The organism is Roseococcus suduntuyensis (assembly GCF_014196305.1).
Taxonomy (GTDB): Bacteria; Pseudomonadota; Alphaproteobacteria; order Acetobacterales; family Acetobacteraceae; genus Roseococcus; species Roseococcus suduntuyensis.
In genome coordinates this window covers 274,673-290,282 of the sequence record NZ_JACIDJ010000004.1, presented here as the reverse complement: position 1 = coordinate 290,282, position 15,610 = coordinate 274,673, and the positions used below count along the sequence as shown (strand labels likewise).

Here is a 15,610-nt window from a genome sequence, read left to right as displayed (position 1 = left end):
GATAAGGGAAGCGCCGTCGGAGCGTAGCGCAGCCTGGTAGCGCATCAGTCTGGGGGACTGGGGGTCGTGGGTTCGAATCCCGCCGCTCCGACCACTCCACCTCCCTCCCGCACCCGCCCCTTATCCCAACAGCGCCGGCAGTTCTGACAGGTTCCGGATTTCGCGCGCGATGACGCCCGGCAGCCGCTCCGGCCGCTGGCCCTGGCGGTTGCACCACACCACCTGCATGCCGAAGGCCGCCGCGGCGTGCGCGTCCCAGGCATTGGAGGAGAGAAAGGCGATTCGCGCGGCCGGCAGGCCCAGGCGATCTTCCACCAGGCGATAGACGCGCGGGTCGGTCTTGTAGGTCCGGACCGCGTCCACCGACAGCACGGCGTCGAACATCGCCGTCAGCCCCGCATTCTCCACCACCGGCCCCAGCATATCCGGCGAGCCATTGGAGAGGATGGCCATGCGCTGCCCCCGCCCGCGCAGCGCTGGCAGCAGGGCGGGCACCTCGGGGAAGGGGTCGAGCTTCAGGTAGAGGCCCATCAGCCGGTCCCTCAGCCCCGGCGTCCCGGCGAGGTCCATGGCGTCCAGCGCGTGGTCCAGCGCCTCGCCCGTCACCTGCCAGAAGGGGGCGTAGAGGCCCTGCAGGCCGCGCAGCCAGGAATATTGCAGCTGCTTGTCGCGCCACAGCGCGGTCAGGGCCGGGCCGCGCGGGCCGAGGGTATCGGCGCAGGCGGCGGCGGCCGAGGCGAAGTCGAACAACGTGCCATAGGCGTCGAAGACGCAGGCGTGGACATCGTCCAGCACGGCGTCGGTCATGGCGGTGCGCCGAGGGCGGGGCGGGGCTGGCGGGGGGTCATGGCGGTCTCCGGCGCGGGCGGGGCAGCTTGCGCCGCGTGGCGGCGGAGGGGGAAGGGGAAAGCGCGCCGACGGCCTAATTGCGATTGATTCGCAATAACACTAACCTGCCGCCGGTGCCCTTCCCCACCCGGAGACCCTGCCATGCAACGCCGCACCCTCCTGGCGCTGACCCTGTCCGCCCTGCCGCCGCACCTTGCCCTCGCCGCCGACCCGCCCACCGACATTGCCGCGCCTGAGCCGCCCGCGCGCCTGCTGGAGGCGCTGCGCCGCGGCGGCCATGTGATCTACCTTCGCCACGCGCCGACCGAGCGCGAGGGCGCCGACCAGGTCAGCGCCGTGATGGGCCAGTGCACCACCCAGCGCGTGCTGGGCGAGGAAGGTTGGCAACAGGCCCGCGCCCTGGGCGCCGCCTTCCAGCGCCTCGGCATCCCGGTGGGGGAGGTGGTGAGCAGCCAGTATTGCCGCGCCTGGCAGACCGCCGACCTGGCCTTCGGCCGCCACCGCCAGGATGCCGCGCTGAACTTCGAGCCGGCCGAGGACTACAGCGCGGCCCAGCGCGCCGCCATGCGCGACCGGTTGCGCCCGCTGCTCTCGGCCGCGCCGCCCGCCGGGCGCAACACTGTGCTGGTCGGCCATGACGACCCCTTCGAGGCCGCGACGGGCATCTATCCCGAGCCGATGGGCGTGGCCTGGGTGGTGCGCCCGGGCGGCGCGGAAGGCTTCACCCTGCTGGGCCAGATCCGGCCCGGGGATTGGGCCGGGCTGCGCTGAACTTCGCTACGCCACCGCGTCCAGCGCGGCATGGACCTCGGCCAGGATTTCGAAGGACCGCACGCGCGCGGCGTGGTCGTGAATCTGCGCGGTGACCATCAGCTCATCCGCGCCGGTGCGCGCCACGAATTCCGCGATGCCGTGGCGCACCGTCTCGGGCCCGCCCACGACCGAGCAGGCGAGGGCGTGGTCCAGCGTGGCGCGCGCCCGCAGGTCGAGGCTTGCCTCGAACCCCTCCACCGGCCGCGGCAGCTTGCCCGGCCGGCCGCTGCGCAGGTTCACGAAGGCCTGCTGGAGGGAGGAGAACAGCCGCCGCGCCTCGGCGTCGGTCTCGGCCGCGAAGACGTTCAGGCCGAGCATCACGCGCGGGGCGGCAAGGTATTCGGAGGGGCGGAAGCGCTCGCGGTAGATCTGGATGGCCTGCATCATCTGCCCCGGCGCGAAGTGCGAGGCGAAGGCATAGGGCAGCCCCAGATGGGCCGCGAGCTGCGCGCCGAAGGTGCTGGACCCCAGGATCCAGACGGCCACCTCCTCGCCGGCGCCGGGCACCGCCTGCAGCGCCTGGCCGGGGATGGCGGGGCGGAAATAGGCCAGCAGCTCCATCACATCCTGCGGGAACTGGTCCACATCGGCGGTGAGGTTGCGGCGCATGGCGCGCGCGGCGACCTGGTCGGTGCCGGGCGCGCGGCCCAGGCCCAGATCCACGCGGCCGGGGTGCAGCGCGGCCAGGGTGCCGAATTGCTCGGCGATGAGAAGCGGCGCGTGGTTGGGCAGCATGATGCCGCCCGCGCCGATGCGGATGCGCCGCGTGCCCGCCGCGACATGGGCCAGGGCGACGGCGGTGGCGGCGCTCGCGATGCCGGGCATGTTGTGGTGCTCGGCCATCCAGTAGCGGCGGTAGCCGGCCGCCTCGGCATGCCGGGCGAGATCGAGGGCGTTGTGGAGGGCCTGGCCAGTGTCGCTGCCCTCGGGCACCGGGGCGAGGTCGAGGACGGATATGGGGATCATCTGCAACATATGGGCACGGGGGGAGCGCGCGGAAACCCGGATGGTGGCGTGGGGGGGGCGCGCCCGTCAGCCCCTGCCCAGCGCCGCCCGGATGAGCGCCGCGCCACACTGGCGCAGTGACGCCGCCGCGCGCGGTTCGCCCAGATAGCTGCGCGCGGCGATGGCGCCCTCGATCAGCACGGAGAGATGGTCCGCCAGCAGCGCGGGCGCCGCGGCCCCCGCCTGCGCGGCCAAGGCCTCGATGCGGGCATGGTGGCCGCGCTTGAACTCGGCCACCACCTGGTAGGTGGGGTGCGCCGGGTCGCGGAACTCCGCCTGCGCCAGCAGCATGGGGCAGCCGCAGACGCCGGGCGTCTCGACCTCGACGGCCATGGCCTCGATCAGCGCGTGCAGGCGGCCCTCGGCATCCGGTGCCTTGGCCACGCTCTCGGCCACCCAGGCGTCATGCTCCGCCGCATCCTCGGCCAGGATGGCGGCGACCAGCGCGTCCTTGCTCGGGAAGCTGCGATAGAGGCTCATCTTCGTGGCGCCGGCCACGCGGCACACCTCCTCGACGCCGGTGGCGCGGATGCCCTGACGCTCGAACAAGGACCGCGCCGCGTCCTGGATGCGGTCGGCCGCGCTGGGCTTGGCAGCGGGGGGCTTCGCAGCGGGGGGATGGGCAGCGGGCGGCTGGGCGGCGGTGTCGCCGGGCATCTCGATCCTCCTTGCCTAAAGTTCATGCGGCAACGCAAAATGGTCACTTGCTGATACTGACCGGTAACTCTATCTGATACGAACCGGTCGGTATCATCAGGAGATAGGCCATGACCCCCCCCACGCGCAAGGCCTTCACGCAAGACGATAGCCTATGGCTGTCCTGGCTGTCCCGCTTCCAGGGCGCGGCGGTGGGCGCCGCCATGATAGTCGCCGCGCCCATGGCGCTGGCGCAGCCCGCGCCGCCCTCCGTCACCGTGGCGGCACCTCTCTCGCGCCCCGTGACCGAGTGGCAGGAACACACCGCCCGCATCGAGCCCTCCGCGCGCGTCGAAATCCGCCCGCGCGTCTCCGGCCAGGTGGCGGAGGTGCATTTCACCGACGGCGCCATCGTCCGCGCCGGCGACCTGCTGTTCACGCTGGACCAGCGCCCTTTCACCATCGCGCTGGAGAATGCGCGCGCCGAGGTGGCCCGCAACCAGGCACGCGTCCTCCTCGCGCGGCAGCAGGTGGCGCGCTACGAGCCCCTCGCCGCCAGCCGCATCGCCCCCCAGGCGGAGATCGACACCCGCCGCGCCAATCTGCGTGAGGCCGAGGCCGGGCTGGCCGCCGCCCAGGCCGCCGAGCGCCAGGCGGCGCTGGACCTCGAATTCTCCGAAATCCGCGCCCCGCGCCCCGGCCGCGTCAGCGACCGCCGGGTGGATGCCGGCAACCTGGTGCAGCAGGGTGCCACCGCGATGACGACGCTGCTGGCGTTGGACCCCGTCTACGTCACCTTCGACGCGAGCGAGGCCGAGTATCTCCGCCAGGCGCGCTCCGCCCGCGCCGGGCTGCGCGGCGCGAGCCTGCCCATCCAGCTCCGCCTGCTGGATGAGGCCGAGTTCAGCCGCGAGGGCCGCGTGGACTTCGTGGACAGCGCCTTCGACCCGCGCAGCGGCACCATCCGCATCCGCGCAGTGATGCCCAACCCGGACCTGTTCCTGACGCCCGGCGGCTTCGCCCGCATCCGCCTCTCGACCGGCGAGGAACCGGCGCTGCTGGTGCCCGACGCCGCCGTCATGGCCGACCAGACCGGGCGCATGGTGCTGACCGTGGCCCCCGACGGCACGGTGACGCCGCGCCAGGTGCGCCTCGGACAGCTCAGCGAGGGGCTGCGCGTGGTCCGCAGCGGGTTGGCACCCGGGGACCGCGTCATCATCGGCGGCCTGCACCGCGCGCGCCCCGGCATGCGGGTGACGGCGGAGCCCGGGAATATCGGCCCCGGCCCCTTCGCCGCCGCCGCCCAGCGCTGACCCTTCACCGTCCCCGTCAAAGGCCGCCCCGATGCGCTTCGCCCGCTTCTTCATTGACCGCCCGGTCTTCGCCGCGGTGATCTCCATCGCGATCACGCTGATCGGCGCCATTACGGCCTTCCGGCTGCCGGTGTCCGAATACCCCGAGATCGCGCCGCCCAGCGTGACCATCACCGCGATGTATCCCGGCGCCACCGCCGAGACGATCGCCGAGACCGTGGCCGGCCCCATCGAGCAGGAGGTGAACGGCGTGGACGGGCTGCTCTACGTCTCCTCCCAGGCGACGGGCGATGGGCGGCTCACCGTCACCGTCGTCTTCCGCCAGGGCGTGGATGGGGACCAGGCGCAGGTGCTGGTGCAGAACCGCGTGGCGGTGGCCGAGCCGCGCCTGCCGGAGGAGGTGCGCCGCCTCGGCATCACCGTGCGCAAGGCGAGCCCGGATTTCCTCCTGGTGATCCATGTCACCTCGCCCGATGGCAGCCGGGACCATGAATACATCTCCAACTACGCCACGCTGAACATCCGCGACCGCCTGGCGCGCATCGAGGGCATCGGTGACACGCAGATGTTCGGCGCGCGCGACTACGCCATGCGCGTCTGGCTCGACCCCGACCGGATTGCCGCGCGCGGGCTGACCGCGGGCGAGGTGGTGCAGGCGCTGCGCGCGACCAATGTGCAGGTGGCCGCCGGCGCGCTGGGCCAGGCGCCCCGCGCCGAGACGGCCGGCGCCTTCGAATTCGCGGTGCTGACGCAAGGCCGCCTCGCCACGCCGGAGGCGTTCGGCGAGCAGGTCATCGCGACCGGCGAAGGCGGCGCGCCGCTGCGCCTGCGCGACGTGGCGCGCGTCGAGATCGGCGCGAACGACTACACGGTGAACGCGCTGCTGAACAACCAGCTCGCCACCGCCATCGTGCTCTTCCAGCGCCCGGGGAGCAACGCGCTGGACACGGCCGCGGCCGTCCGGGCGAGCATGGAGGAGGCGGCGCGCAGCTTCCCCGCCGGCATCGGCTACAGCATCGTCTATGACCCGACGCGCTTCATCGCGCAGAGCATGCAGGCGGTGCTCGTCACCTTCGCCGAGGCGGTGCTGCTGGTCGTGCTGGTGGTCGTCCTGTTCCTGCAGAACTGGCGCGCGGCCATCATTCCCCTGCTGGCCATCCCGGTCTCCATCATCGGCACCTTCGCGGTGCTGCTGGCGCTGGGCTTCACGCTGAACACACTGACCATGTTCGGGCTGATCCTCGCCATCGGCATCGTGGTGGATGACGCCATCGTGGTGGTGGAGAATGTGGAGCGGCACATGGGTGAGGGTCTCTCGCCGATCGAGGCCGCGCGCCGGACGATGGACGAGGTGGGCTTCGCCCTCATCGCCATCGCGCTGGTTCTGGTCGCGGTCTTCGTGCCGACGGCCTTCATCCCCGGCATCTCCGGCGCCTTCTATCAGCAGTTCGCGGTGACCATCTCGGTGGCCACCATCTTCTCCGCCATCGTCTCGCTCACGCTGTCGCCGGCACTGGCGGCCATCATGCTCAAGCCGCACGCGCATCACGCGGGGCCGCGTCCGCTTCTGCTGCGGCCCTTCGGCGCCTTCGCGCGCGGCTTCAACTGGCTCTTCGACCGCATGTCCATCGGCTATGGCGGGCTCACGCGGCGGCTGGTGCGCATCCCCGTGCTGCTCATGCTGATCTATGGCGGGCTGCTGGCGGCCACGGGCTGGACCGTGACGGCCACGCCCACCGGCCTCATTCCGCCGCTGGACCGCGGCTACTTCATCGCGGCCTTCCAGCTGCCGCCCGGCGCCAACCTCTCGCGCACCGATGCCGTGGTGCGGCGCGCCTCGGATGCCATCATGGCGACGCCGGGTGTCGCGAGCGCCGTGGCCTTCGTGGGCTTCGACGGCGCCACCTTCACCAACGCCCCCAATTCGGGCGTGATCTTCGCGAGCCTGGAGCCCTTCGAGCAACGCTCCGCGCAGGGCCTCACCGCCGGCGGCATCCTGGCCGACCTGCAGGGCCGGCTGATGGGCGACCCGGACGCGCTGGTCTTCGTCCTCGCCCCGCCCTCGGTGCCCGGCATCGGCACCGGCGGCGGCTTCAAGCTGATGATCCAGGACCGCGCCGGCCGCGGCCCGCAGGCGATGGAGGCCGCGCTGCACGCGGTGATGGGCGCCGCCAACCAGACGCCCGGCATCGCCTTCGCCTTCAGCCTGTTCAACACCGCCACGCCGCAGGTGCGCACGCATATTGATCGCGCGCGGGCGGAGATGCTGGGTGTGCCGGTCAGCCGCGTGCACGAGGCGATGGGCGTCTATCTCGGCTCCGCCTTCGTGAACGACTTCAACCTGCTCGGCCGCACCTGGCGCGTGACCGCCCAGGCCGACGCGCCGTATCGCACCGGCATCGAGGACATCGCCCGGCTGCGGACGCGCAGCGAGAGCGGTGCGATGGTGCCGCTGGGCAGCCTCGCCACCTTCCAGGAGACCTCCGGCCCCTATCGCATGCCGCGCTACAACCTGTTCCCCGCGGTGGAATTGCAGGGGGCGGCCATGCCGGGCGTCTCCACCGGTCAGGCCATCGCGCTGATGGAGCGCGTGCTGGCGGAAGCCCTGCCGGAGGGCTTCACCTATGAATGGACGGAGATGGCGCTGCAGGAGAAGCTGGTGGGCAATACCGCGCCCATCGCCTTCGGCCTCGCCGTGGTCTTCGTCTTCCTCGTGCTGGCCGCCATGTATGAGAGCTGGCTGCTGCCGCTCGCCATCGTGCTGATCGCGCCCATGTCGGTGCTGGCGGCACTACTGGGCGTTCGCTACGCAGGCCTGGACAACAACGTGCTGGTGCAGGTGGGGCTGGTGGTGCTGGTGGGTCTCGCCGCCAAGAACGCCATCCTGATCGTGGAATTCGCCCGCCAGGCGGAGGCCGAGGGCGCGAGCCGCTGGGATGCCGCTGTGGCCGCCGCGCGCACCCGGCTGCGCCCGATCCTGATGACGAGCCTCGCCTTCATCCTGGGCGTGCTGCCGCTGACCATCGCCACCGGCGCGGGGGCGGAGATGCGGCAGAGCCTGGGTGTCGCGGTGTTCTACGGCATGCTGGGCGTGACCCTCTTCGGGCTGCTGTTCACGCCGGTGTTCTACGTCGTCGCGCGCGCGCTGGCGCGGCGACGGGGCACGCCTGCGCCCGTCGCCTCGGCGACCGGCCACACGGAGCGCGAGGCATGACGCCCCCGCTTCCCCGCCACACGGAAGGAACCGAAACATGACCAGGCGCCAAGCCTTCTTCCCCTCGCCCGATCGCCAGGCCCTCTACGAGAAGCACCGCTATTCGGCCGCTATCCGCTCCGGTGACCTGCTGTTCGTCTCCGGCCAGGTCGGCAGCCGCGAGGACGGCAGCGCCGAGCCCGACTTCGAGCGCCAGGTCGAGCGTGCCTTCGACAACCTCAAGGCCACGCTCGCGGCGGCGGGGTGCGGCTTCGAGGACATCCTCGACGTGACCACCTTCCACACCGACGCCGCCACGCAGATCGAGACGGTGATGAAGGTCAAGAACCGGAATTTCCCGGAGGCGCCCCATCCCACCTGGACGGCGGTCGGCGTCACCTGGCTCGCCGGGTTCGACTTCGAGATCAAGGTGATCGCGCGCGTGCCGGACGCCGCATAACCTTGCCGCACGCGCGCACGCTGTGACGGGCCGGCGCCTCCGCGCCGCGCCTGTCTTGCCGTCGGCGTGAAGGGGGCTTCCCGCCAGGCCGGTCCCTTCCCCGCATCAGCAGCGGCATGAGCTGAGCGGTCAGCGCGAAATGGCCGAGTTGGTTGACGCTTCCGGCAAACCCGGGCGGTTCAGTCCGGCAGGGGGGGGCCGCACTCGTACGATCCTCCTCGTCTGGTACAGCCTCCGAAATTGTGGTGCTGCCGCGGCCAGGCTGGTCGGGCCGATCGGCACGTGCCATGCATCGGTTGCTCGGCGAACATGACCTTGGTGTATAGATGGCGCGTATTGCGGCCGCCTTGCTGGCAGCAGCGGGGTCAAGATCACAAGACCGGGGACACAGGTGGAACCAGCCAGCCCAGGGGGGCGGAACGATCAGGCGTTGCTGGTCTCCAATTCCCCACCGAACAGGGACCAGAAATTCTTCGCACTCGGTGTGATCGCCGTTCTCCTGGGCGCGATGCTGCTGGTCGCGCCCTTCGCGCGGAACAGGCTCGAAGGCAGCGAGCCCATGGTGCTGGCCTATACCGCCGCGGTCTTCACCACGGAGATGATCACCGCGGCGCTGCTCCTGTCGCTGTTCGCCGTCCAGCGGTCCCCGGCGATCCTGGTGCTGGCCATCGCCTATCTCTACTCGGGTTTCATGGCCGTTCCCTGGGCGCTCTCCTTCCCCACCGTGCTCGCATCGCTGGGACTTGCCGAGGCAGGGCAGCAGACGACGGCTTCGATCGCCGCGATGCGACGCATCGGCTGCCCCCTTTTCCTGCTGGCATACGCCATGCTGCGGGGCGCCAGGGAAGTGCCTGCTGGCAGGCTGGTTCCAGCGTTGATCGTCGGGTCCATCGCGGCGGTCGCGGCAGTGGTCGCCGGCGTCACCTGGATCATCCTCGGCAACCATGACCTGCTGCCGCGTTTCGTGGATGACAGCCGGCGGATCACCCATGTCTGGATGTACGTGCCTGTCGTCGCCCTTGTCCTGTATGCGGTGCTGATCGTGCTGCTCGGGCTGTTGGGACGATCGGTCCTGGATCTCTGCCTGCTGGTGGTCATCTGCGCCCTCACGATCGACCTGTTCCTGCTGTCATTCGTCAGCGCCGGCCTGCAATTCAGCGTCGGCTGGTGGGCGGGCCGGCTCTACAGCCTCACCGCCGCGAGCGTGATCCTGATCCTGCTGCTGGCCGAGGCCGCGTCCCTCTCCGCCAGGCTTGCCCGGTCCGCCGCGGCCGAGCGCCGTGCGAACGAGGACAGGCTCGTGACGTTGCAGGCCTTCTCGGCCGCCGTCGCGCACGAGATCAACCAGCCGCTGGCCAGCATGGTCACCAACGCCGATGCCGGCCTGCGCTGGCTGGCGCGGGAGCAGCCCGATGTGCATGAGGCGAGCGCCGCGCTCACGCGCATCGCGCGGGACGGCCACCGTGCCGGAAAGGTGGTCGAAGGCATCCGCACCACGTTCAGCAGGCGCGGGGAGGACCACGCGCAACTCAACATCAATCAGCTCATTCGCGACGTGCTGGACTGCTACAGGGACGAATGCCGGGCGGCGCATGTCGTCATGCAGACCGACCTGGACGCGGATCTGCCGTGGGTGCCGGGGAACCGGGTGCAGATCGAGCAGGTCATCGCGAACCTCGTCACGAATGCCATCGACGCCATGAGGTCGGTGACCAGCGGCGAGCGGGTCCTTCTGGTCAGATCCACGGCCATGTCGGCCGGTGAGGTGATCGTCTCGGTTGCCGATTCCGGGATCGGCCTTCCTCCAGAGCACGCAGACCGCCTCTTCCAGCCATTCTTCACGACGAAGCCCAACGGCCTGGGCGTGGGACTGACCGTCTCCCGCCTGATCCTTGACGCGCATGGCGGCCGGCTATGGGCCTCCGAGAATGCCCCCCGCGGCGCGGTTTTCCACTTCGCATTGCCCTGCGACGGAAGCCCGGCTGCCTTGGCCAAGGAGCCCGTCCGATGACATCCGTCGTCTTCATCGTGGATGATGATCTGGCGCTCCGCGAGGCGCTGCAAAGCCTGCTGCGCTCCGTGGGCCATGTGGTGGAGGCGTTCGAGTGTACACGGGACCTGCTCGAGCACCGTCAGCGCCTTGCGGATGCGGTGGGATGCCTCGTGCTCGACGTGCGGTTGCCGGGCCAAAGCGGGCTTGACCTGCAACGACAGCTTGTGGCGGACGGGATCCTGCTTCCGATCGTCTTCATCACGGGACATGGCGACGTCCCCATGTCGGTGGCCGCGATGAAGGCCGGGGCGATCGAGTTCCTCACCAAGCCGTTCCGAGATCAGGATCTCCTTGATGCGGTGCATCGCGCCCTTGAACTCGACAGTGACCGCCGTGCCGCCGCCACCGCACTGGCCGCCTTGCGGGGACGCTTCGACTCGCTGACCGCCAGGGAGCGCGAGGTCATGGCGCTTGTCGCCGCCGGGCAGATGAACAAGCAGATTGCCGCGGAGCTCGAGCTTGCGGAGGTGACGGTGAAGGTCCACCGCGCCCAGGTGATGGCGAAGATGCAGGCCAGGTCACTGCCGGAACTGGTGCGCATGGCTGACCGATTGTCCGCCGACGGCCGGAACGTCTAGGCCGCATACCTTGGTATAGTTGCTGCGACCCGATCCACGGACCGAGGATGGGTCGGCGGGATCGTCCCGCGTGGCAGCGACGCCCGCGCGCCGTCGCATGCCGGGCCAGACGCGGATCTGCGAAGGGACGGAAGACCGGCGCCATCGGCAAAGGGCAGGATGGACAGTACACCTCTCGTGGCGATCGTGGACGACGACGAGGCGGCCTGCGAGGCGGTTGCCGCACTGGTCCGATCGCTGGGCTATGCGGTGGCGGAGTTCCGGAGTGCTTCGGCTTTCCTGCAATCCAGCGACCTTGCTGTGACCGCCTGCCTGATCGTGGATATGCGGATGCCTGGCATGGGGGGGCTTGATCTGTATCGGCATCTGCTCGGCAGCGGCACGCCGGTGCCAACCATCATCATGACCGCACACGCGACCGAGGCGTCCCGAAGCAGCGCGCTTGATGCGGGGGTGCGCTGCTACCTGCCCAAGCCGGTGCGGCCTGACGTGCTGCTCGCGTGCATCCGTTCGGCGATTGCGCGTCGGGCCTGACCGCACTTGGCCTCGTGCCGCGGGGAGCCTGCCCCTGGTAGCCACAGATTCAATGCGCTCGATACCATGGGACAATTGCTCCCACCCGGCCTGCTTTTCCAATCTCCGCCCATGCAGAGGCGTCCCGGCCGAGCGCATCCGCGCTCCGGCTGCCCGCCTCTCCGAAGATGGAGCGATTCTATGCAGGCGATCCCCGAAGCCACGACAACCCCAGGGAAGCAGCTGCTGACGCCGAACGACCACACCTTGATCATGATCGACTTCCAGTCCCAGATGGCCTTCGCGACGAAGTCGATCGACGCCGTGGCGCTGCGCAACAACGCCGCCCTCGTCGCGCGTGCGGCGCAGGGCTTCGGTGTCTCGACCATCCTGACGACGGTCGCGGAAAGCAGCTTCTCCGGTCCGATGTTCGACGAGATCGCGGACGCCTTCCCCGGCAAGCCCATGCTCGACCGCACCAGCATGAACACCTGGGAAGACGCGGCCGTGATCGCCGAGGTCAACCGCCTGGGCAAGCCGCGCTTCGTGCTCGCCGGTCTCTGGACCTCGGTGTGCATCGTGGGCCCGGCGCTCTCGGCCATTGATCAGGGGTTCGAGGTCTATGTCATCGCCGATGCATGCGGCGACATCTCGGCCGAGGCGCATGACCGCGCCATGGACCGCATGGTCCAGGCGGGCGCGCAGCCCATGACCTCCCTGCAGTACCTGCTGGAGCTGCAGCGCGACTGGGCACGTGGCGAGACCTACGAGCTGACGACCGGCATCGCGCGACAGCTCGGTGGCGCCTACGGCCTCGGGATCACCTACGCCAAGAGGATGTTCGGGGCCTCCGAAGGCCATTGAGCCGAGCTGCGGCGTCAGCGGGACGACACTTCGTCGCCCTGTGCCTGCCACCGGGCCGGCGGCAGGCGATGGAACCGGGGCGGCCGCGATGGTCGCTCCCGCCGGGTTGCCGCGGGCTGCCCAGGCACAGAGCAATCCCAACCCGGAAGGACCAGCCACCATGCCCATCGTGACCACCTCCGACGGCGTCGAGATTTTTTACAAGGACTGGGGTCCGCGGGACGCCCAGCCCATCGTGTTCCACCACGGCTGGCCGCTCTCCTCCGACGACTGGGACGCGCAGCTGCTGTTCTTCCTGCACAACGGCTACCGCGTCGTCGCGCATGACCGGCGCGGCCATGGCCGCTCGGCCCAGGTCTCGGACGGCCATGACATGGACCACTACGCGGCGGATGCCTTCGCCGTGGCCGAGCACCTCGACCTGCGCAACGCTGTGCATATCGGGCACTCCACCGGCGGCGGCGAGGTCGCGCGCTATGTGGCGAAGCATGGCGAGCCCGCCGGGCGCGTCGCCAAGGCCGTGCTGGTCGCCGCCATCCCGCCCATCATGCTGAAGACCGCGGCCTATCCGGGCGGGCTGCCGATGGAGGTGTTCGACGGCCTGCGCGCGGCACTCGCAGCCAATCGCGCGCAGTTCTTCCGCGACCTGCCCTCCGGCCCGTTCTACGGTTTCAACCGCCCCGGCGCCACGGTGCACGAGGGCGTGATCCAGAACTGGTGGCGGCAGGGCATGATCGGCAGCGCCAAGGCGCATTACGAGGGCATCAAGGCCTTCTCCGAGACCGACCAGACCGAGGATTTGAAGGTGATCAGCGTGCCCACGCTGGTGATGCACGGCGAGGACGACCAGATCGTGCCGATCGACAGTTCGGCCAGGATCGCGGTCAAGCTGCTGAAGAATGGCACGCTGAAGAGCTATCCGGGCTTCTCGCACGGGATGCTGACGGTGAATGCCGATGTGCTGAACCGCGACCTCCTCGCCTTCGTACGCGATGCGGCCTGACCCCGCGGGGTGCGAAACCATCGGCGCGGCGGCGTTTCGCACTCCCCGAGATCGCCGCCGGCCATCGCCATGCCGAGGACAACAAGATCCTCGGCCGCGTCGTGCTGATCCCCTGACGCTCGAGGAGCGCGCGCATGACCATGTACCTCGCTTCGCTCGGCGCCGGCCTGCTCGTCGGCGTGGTCTACAGCCTGCTCGGCGTCCGCTCGCCGGCGCCCCCGGTCGTGGCCCTGCTCGGCCTGCTGGGCATCCTGGTCGGTGAACAGCTCGTTCCGGTCGTGCGCCACCTGATGAACGGCGAATCCCTGCTCGCCTCGATCGGCCTGGCCGATTGCTCGCAGCACGTGCTGGGACAACTGCCAGGGCGAAACACGAGGCCGGACGACCCGTCGCAACCCCCGCCGCTTGCCTGACCGGAAGCCACGACTGCCAGGAGGCCCAGACCGTGCCAGAGACATCCGAAGCCGATCTCGTCCTGCTCAACGGCCGGATCACGACGCTCGACCCCTCGAACCCGCTGGCCCAGGCCGTGGCGATCAAGGACGGGAAGGTCCTTCTCGCCGGCACCGAGGCGGAGGCGGTGGCGCTGGCCGGCCCGCGAACGCGGCGGGTGGATCTCGGCGGGCGGCGGGTCATCCCGGGCCTGATCGACAGCCACACGCACCTGATCCGCGGCGGGCTCAACTACAACCTGGAACTGCGCTGGGACGGCGTGCCCTCGCTGTCCGACGGCATGGCGATGCTGCGCCGCCAGGCGCAGGCGACGCCATCGCCGCACTGGGTGCGCGTCGTCGGCGGCTTCACCGAGCATCAATTCGCCGAGAAGCGCCTGCCGACGCTCGATGAGCTGAACGCGGCGGCGCCCGACACGCCCGTGTTCATCCTGCACCTCTATGACCGGGCGCTGCTCAACCGGGCCGCCCTGCGCGCGGTGGGCTATACGCGCGACACCCCGAACCCGCCGGGCGGGGAGATCCAGCGCGACGCGGCCGGCAACCCGACCGGCCTGCTGCTCGCCAAGCCCAACGCGACGATCCTCTACGCGACCCTGGCGCGCGGCCCGAAGCTCGATCCCGACGCGCAGCGCAACTCCACGCGCCACTTCATGCGGGAGCTGAACCGCCTCGGCTTCACCAGTGTCATCGATGCCGGCGGCGGCTTCCAGAACTACCCGGACGACTACGCGATCATCCGCGCGCTGCACGCCGATGGCGAGCTGACGCTGCGCATCGCCTACAACCTCTTCACCCAGAAGGCCGGCGAGGAGCTGGAGGATTTCTCCCGCTGGGGCCGGATGGTGAGCCCGGGCCAGGGCGACGACAGCCTCCGTCACAACGGCGCGGGCGAGATGCTGGTCTTCTCCGCCGCGGATTTCGAGGATTTCCGCCAACCCCGCCCAGACTTGCCGGAGAACATGGAAGGCCAGCTCGAAGCGGTGGTGCGCAAGCTGGTGGAGAACCGTTGGCCCTGGCGCCTGCACGCCACCTATGACGAGACGATCAGCCGCGCGCTCGACGTGTTCGAGAAGGTCAACCGCGACCAGCCCATCGGCGGGCTGCACTGGATGTTCGACCACGCCGAGACGATCAGCGACCGCAACATCGACCGCGTCGCGGCGCTCGGCGGCGGCATCGCCGTGCAGCACCGCCTGGCCTTTCAGGGCGAGGACTTCGCCGCCCGCTATGGCACCGAAGCGGCCGAGCGCGCGCCGCCGATCCGGCGCATGCTGGCGGCCGGCGTGCCGGTGGGTGCCGGGACGGACGCCACGCGCGTCGCCACCTACAACCCCTGGGTGAGTCTCGCCTGGCTCGTGACCGGCCGGACGGTGGGCGGGCTGCGGATGCATTCGCCCGCCAACCGGCTGGACCGGGAGGAGGCGCTGCGCCTCTGGACCGAGGCCAACACCTGGTTCTCGACCGAGACCGGCAAGAAGGGCCGCATCGCGCCCGGGCAGCTCGCCGACCTCGCCGTGCTCTCGGACGATTACTTCGGCGTGCCCGAGGACGAGATCGCGCATCTTAAGGCGGTGCTGACCATCCTCGGCGGCAAGGTGGTCTATGGCGCCGGTGGCTTCGCGCCGCTGGCGCCGCCCCCGCCGCCGGTGCTGCCCGACTGGTCGCCCGTCCGGACCTTCGGCGGCTACCAGCGCCGCGCCGAGGGGATGCGCCGGGGCTTCGTGGCCGAGCGCGTCAACGCCGATGCCGCCTGCGGCTGCGGCAGCGCCTGCGGCGTGCACGGCCATGCCCATGCCTGGGCAAGACTGGAGGCGCCGGTGCGTGACCAGCAGGGGTTCTGGGGTGCCCTCGGCTGCGGCTGCTGGGCGGTGTGAG

Annotated in this window: 14 protein-coding genes and 1 tRNA gene; 12 read left to right on the top strand and 3 right to left on the bottom strand. The window is 70.3% G+C overall.

The window, feature by feature from the left end:
* Positions 1-17: 17 nt before the first annotated feature.
* Positions 18-94 (top strand) — tRNA-Pro (locus GGQ83_RS13535).
* Between the two features lie 26 nt (positions 95-120).
* On the opposite strand, the gene GGQ83_RS13530 is transcribed toward GGQ83_RS13535, so the two are convergent.
* Positions 121-807, bottom strand: a complete 687-nt coding sequence (locus GGQ83_RS13530; protein ID WP_184384863.1) for a haloacid dehalogenase type II — start codon at positions 805-807, stop codon at positions 121-123.
* Between the two features lie 183 nt (positions 808-990).
* Here GGQ83_RS13530 and GGQ83_RS13525 point away from each other — a divergent pair, with 183 nt between their 5' ends.
* Entirely contained in the window at positions 991-1,620 is a 630-nt protein-coding gene (locus tag GGQ83_RS13525; RefSeq protein WP_184384861.1) for a histidine phosphatase family protein, read from the top strand.
* 6 nt (positions 1,621-1,626) lie between these two features.
* Here GGQ83_RS13525 and GGQ83_RS13520 read toward each other — a convergent pair whose 3' ends face one another.
* Together GGQ83_RS13520 and GGQ83_RS13515 are read right to left on the bottom strand one after the other, a co-directional pair.
* Positions 1,627-2,628, bottom strand: coding sequence for an LLM class flavin-dependent oxidoreductase (locus GGQ83_RS13520; protein ID WP_184384859.1), 1,002 nt, complete (start codon positions 2,626-2,628; stop codon positions 1,627-1,629).
* A 66-nt stretch (positions 2,629-2,694) separates the two neighbouring features.
* Positions 2,695-3,324 (bottom strand): TetR/AcrR family transcriptional regulator, encoded by a 630-nt coding sequence (locus tag GGQ83_RS13515; protein WP_184384857.1) that lies wholly within the window; start codon positions 3,322-3,324, stop codon positions 2,695-2,697.
* Positions 3,325-3,434: 110 nt separating this feature from the next.
* Between GGQ83_RS13515 and GGQ83_RS13510 the strand changes: the two genes are divergently transcribed.
* The 10 genes from GGQ83_RS13510 (at position 3,435) to GGQ83_RS13465 (ending at position 15,609) form a co-directional block, all read left to right on the top strand.
* A complete protein-coding gene (locus GGQ83_RS13510) occupies positions 3,435-4,616 on the top strand; it encodes an efflux RND transporter periplasmic adaptor subunit (RefSeq protein WP_242535150.1) in 1,182 nt (393 codons plus the stop codon).
* Between the two features lie 31 nt (positions 4,617-4,647).
* Complete coding sequence (locus GGQ83_RS13505) at positions 4,648-7,830, top strand: efflux RND transporter permease subunit (protein ID WP_184384855.1); 3,183 nt, start codon at positions 4,648-4,650, stop codon at positions 7,828-7,830.
* A gap of 37 nt (positions 7,831-7,867) precedes the next feature.
* Entirely contained in the window at positions 7,868-8,269 is a 402-nt protein-coding gene (locus GGQ83_RS13500; protein ID WP_184384853.1) for a RidA family protein, read from the top strand.
* A gap of 430 nt (positions 8,270-8,699) precedes the next feature.
* The gene (locus GGQ83_RS13495; protein ID WP_207018237.1) at positions 8,700-10,280 is read left to right on the top strand and encodes a sensor histidine kinase; all 1,581 of its coding nucleotides are present in this window, start codon (positions 8,700-8,702) and stop codon (positions 10,278-10,280) included.
* The gene (locus tag GGQ83_RS13490; RefSeq protein WP_184384851.1) at positions 10,277-10,900 is read left to right on the top strand and encodes a response regulator transcription factor; all 624 of its coding nucleotides are present in this window, start codon (positions 10,277-10,279) and stop codon (positions 10,898-10,900) included. The genes GGQ83_RS13495 and GGQ83_RS13490 overlap by 4 nt, the downstream gene beginning before the upstream one ends.
* Positions 10,901-11,086: 186 nt before the next feature.
* Entirely contained in the window at positions 11,087-11,434 is a 348-nt protein-coding gene (locus tag GGQ83_RS13485) for a response regulator transcription factor (RefSeq protein ID WP_207018224.1), read from the top strand.
* 180 nt (positions 11,435-11,614) lie between these two features.
* Positions 11,615-12,277 (top strand): hydrolase, encoded by a 663-nt coding sequence (locus GGQ83_RS13480; protein ID WP_184384848.1) that lies wholly within the window; start codon positions 11,615-11,617, stop codon positions 12,275-12,277.
* A 160-nt stretch (positions 12,278-12,437) separates the two neighbouring features.
* A complete protein-coding gene (locus GGQ83_RS13475) occupies positions 12,438-13,280 on the top strand; it encodes an alpha/beta fold hydrolase (RefSeq protein WP_184384846.1) in 843 nt (280 codons plus the stop codon).
* A gap of 134 nt (positions 13,281-13,414) precedes the next feature.
* Complete coding sequence (locus GGQ83_RS13470; protein WP_184384844.1) at positions 13,415-13,693, top strand: DUF1427 family protein; 279 nt, start codon at positions 13,415-13,417, stop codon at positions 13,691-13,693.
* Positions 13,694-13,725: 32 nt separating this feature from the next.
* Positions 13,726-15,609, top strand: coding sequence for an amidohydrolase (locus GGQ83_RS13465; RefSeq protein ID WP_184384842.1), 1,884 nt, complete (start codon positions 13,726-13,728; stop codon positions 15,607-15,609).
* The last annotated feature ends 1 nt before the right edge of the window (position 15,610 follow it).

Excerpts from the sequence above, each read along its gene's own strand:
- GGQ83_RS13515 (WP_184384857.1), bottom strand. The coding sequence starts at position 3,324 with ATGCCCGGCGACACCGCCGCCCAGCCGCCCGCTGCCCATCCCCCCGCT.
- GGQ83_RS13530 (WP_184384863.1), bottom strand. The coding sequence starts at position 807 with ATGACCGACGCCGTGCTGGACGATGTCCACGCCTGCGTCTTCGACGCC.
- GGQ83_RS13525 (WP_184384861.1), top strand. The coding sequence starts at position 991 with ATGCAACGCCGCACCCTCCTGGCGCTGACCCTGTCCGCCCTGCCGCCG.
- GGQ83_RS13475 (WP_184384846.1), top strand. The coding sequence starts at position 12,438 with ATGCCCATCGTGACCACCTCCGACGGCGTCGAGATTTTTTACAAGGAC.
- GGQ83_RS13505 (WP_184384855.1), top strand. The coding sequence starts at position 4,648 with ATGCGCTTCGCCCGCTTCTTCATTGACCGCCCGGTCTTCGCCGCGGTG.
- GGQ83_RS13470 (WP_184384844.1), top strand. The coding sequence starts at position 13,415 with ATGACCATGTACCTCGCTTCGCTCGGCGCCGGCCTGCTCGTCGGCGTG.
- GGQ83_RS13480 (WP_184384848.1), top strand. The coding sequence starts at position 11,615 with ATGCAGGCGATCCCCGAAGCCACGACAACCCCAGGGAAGCAGCTGCTG.
- GGQ83_RS13500 (WP_184384853.1), top strand. The coding sequence starts at position 7,868 with ATGACCAGGCGCCAAGCCTTCTTCCCCTCGCCCGATCGCCAGGCCCTC.
- GGQ83_RS13490 (WP_184384851.1), top strand. The coding sequence starts at position 10,277 with ATGACATCCGTCGTCTTCATCGTGGATGATGATCTGGCGCTCCGCGAG.
- GGQ83_RS13520 (WP_184384859.1), bottom strand. The coding sequence starts at position 2,628 with ATGATCCCCATATCCGTCCTCGACCTCGCCCCGGTGCCCGAGGGCAGC.
- GGQ83_RS13510 (WP_242535150.1), top strand. The coding sequence starts at position 3,435 with ATGACCCCCCCCACGCGCAAGGCCTTCACGCAAGACGATAGCCTATGG.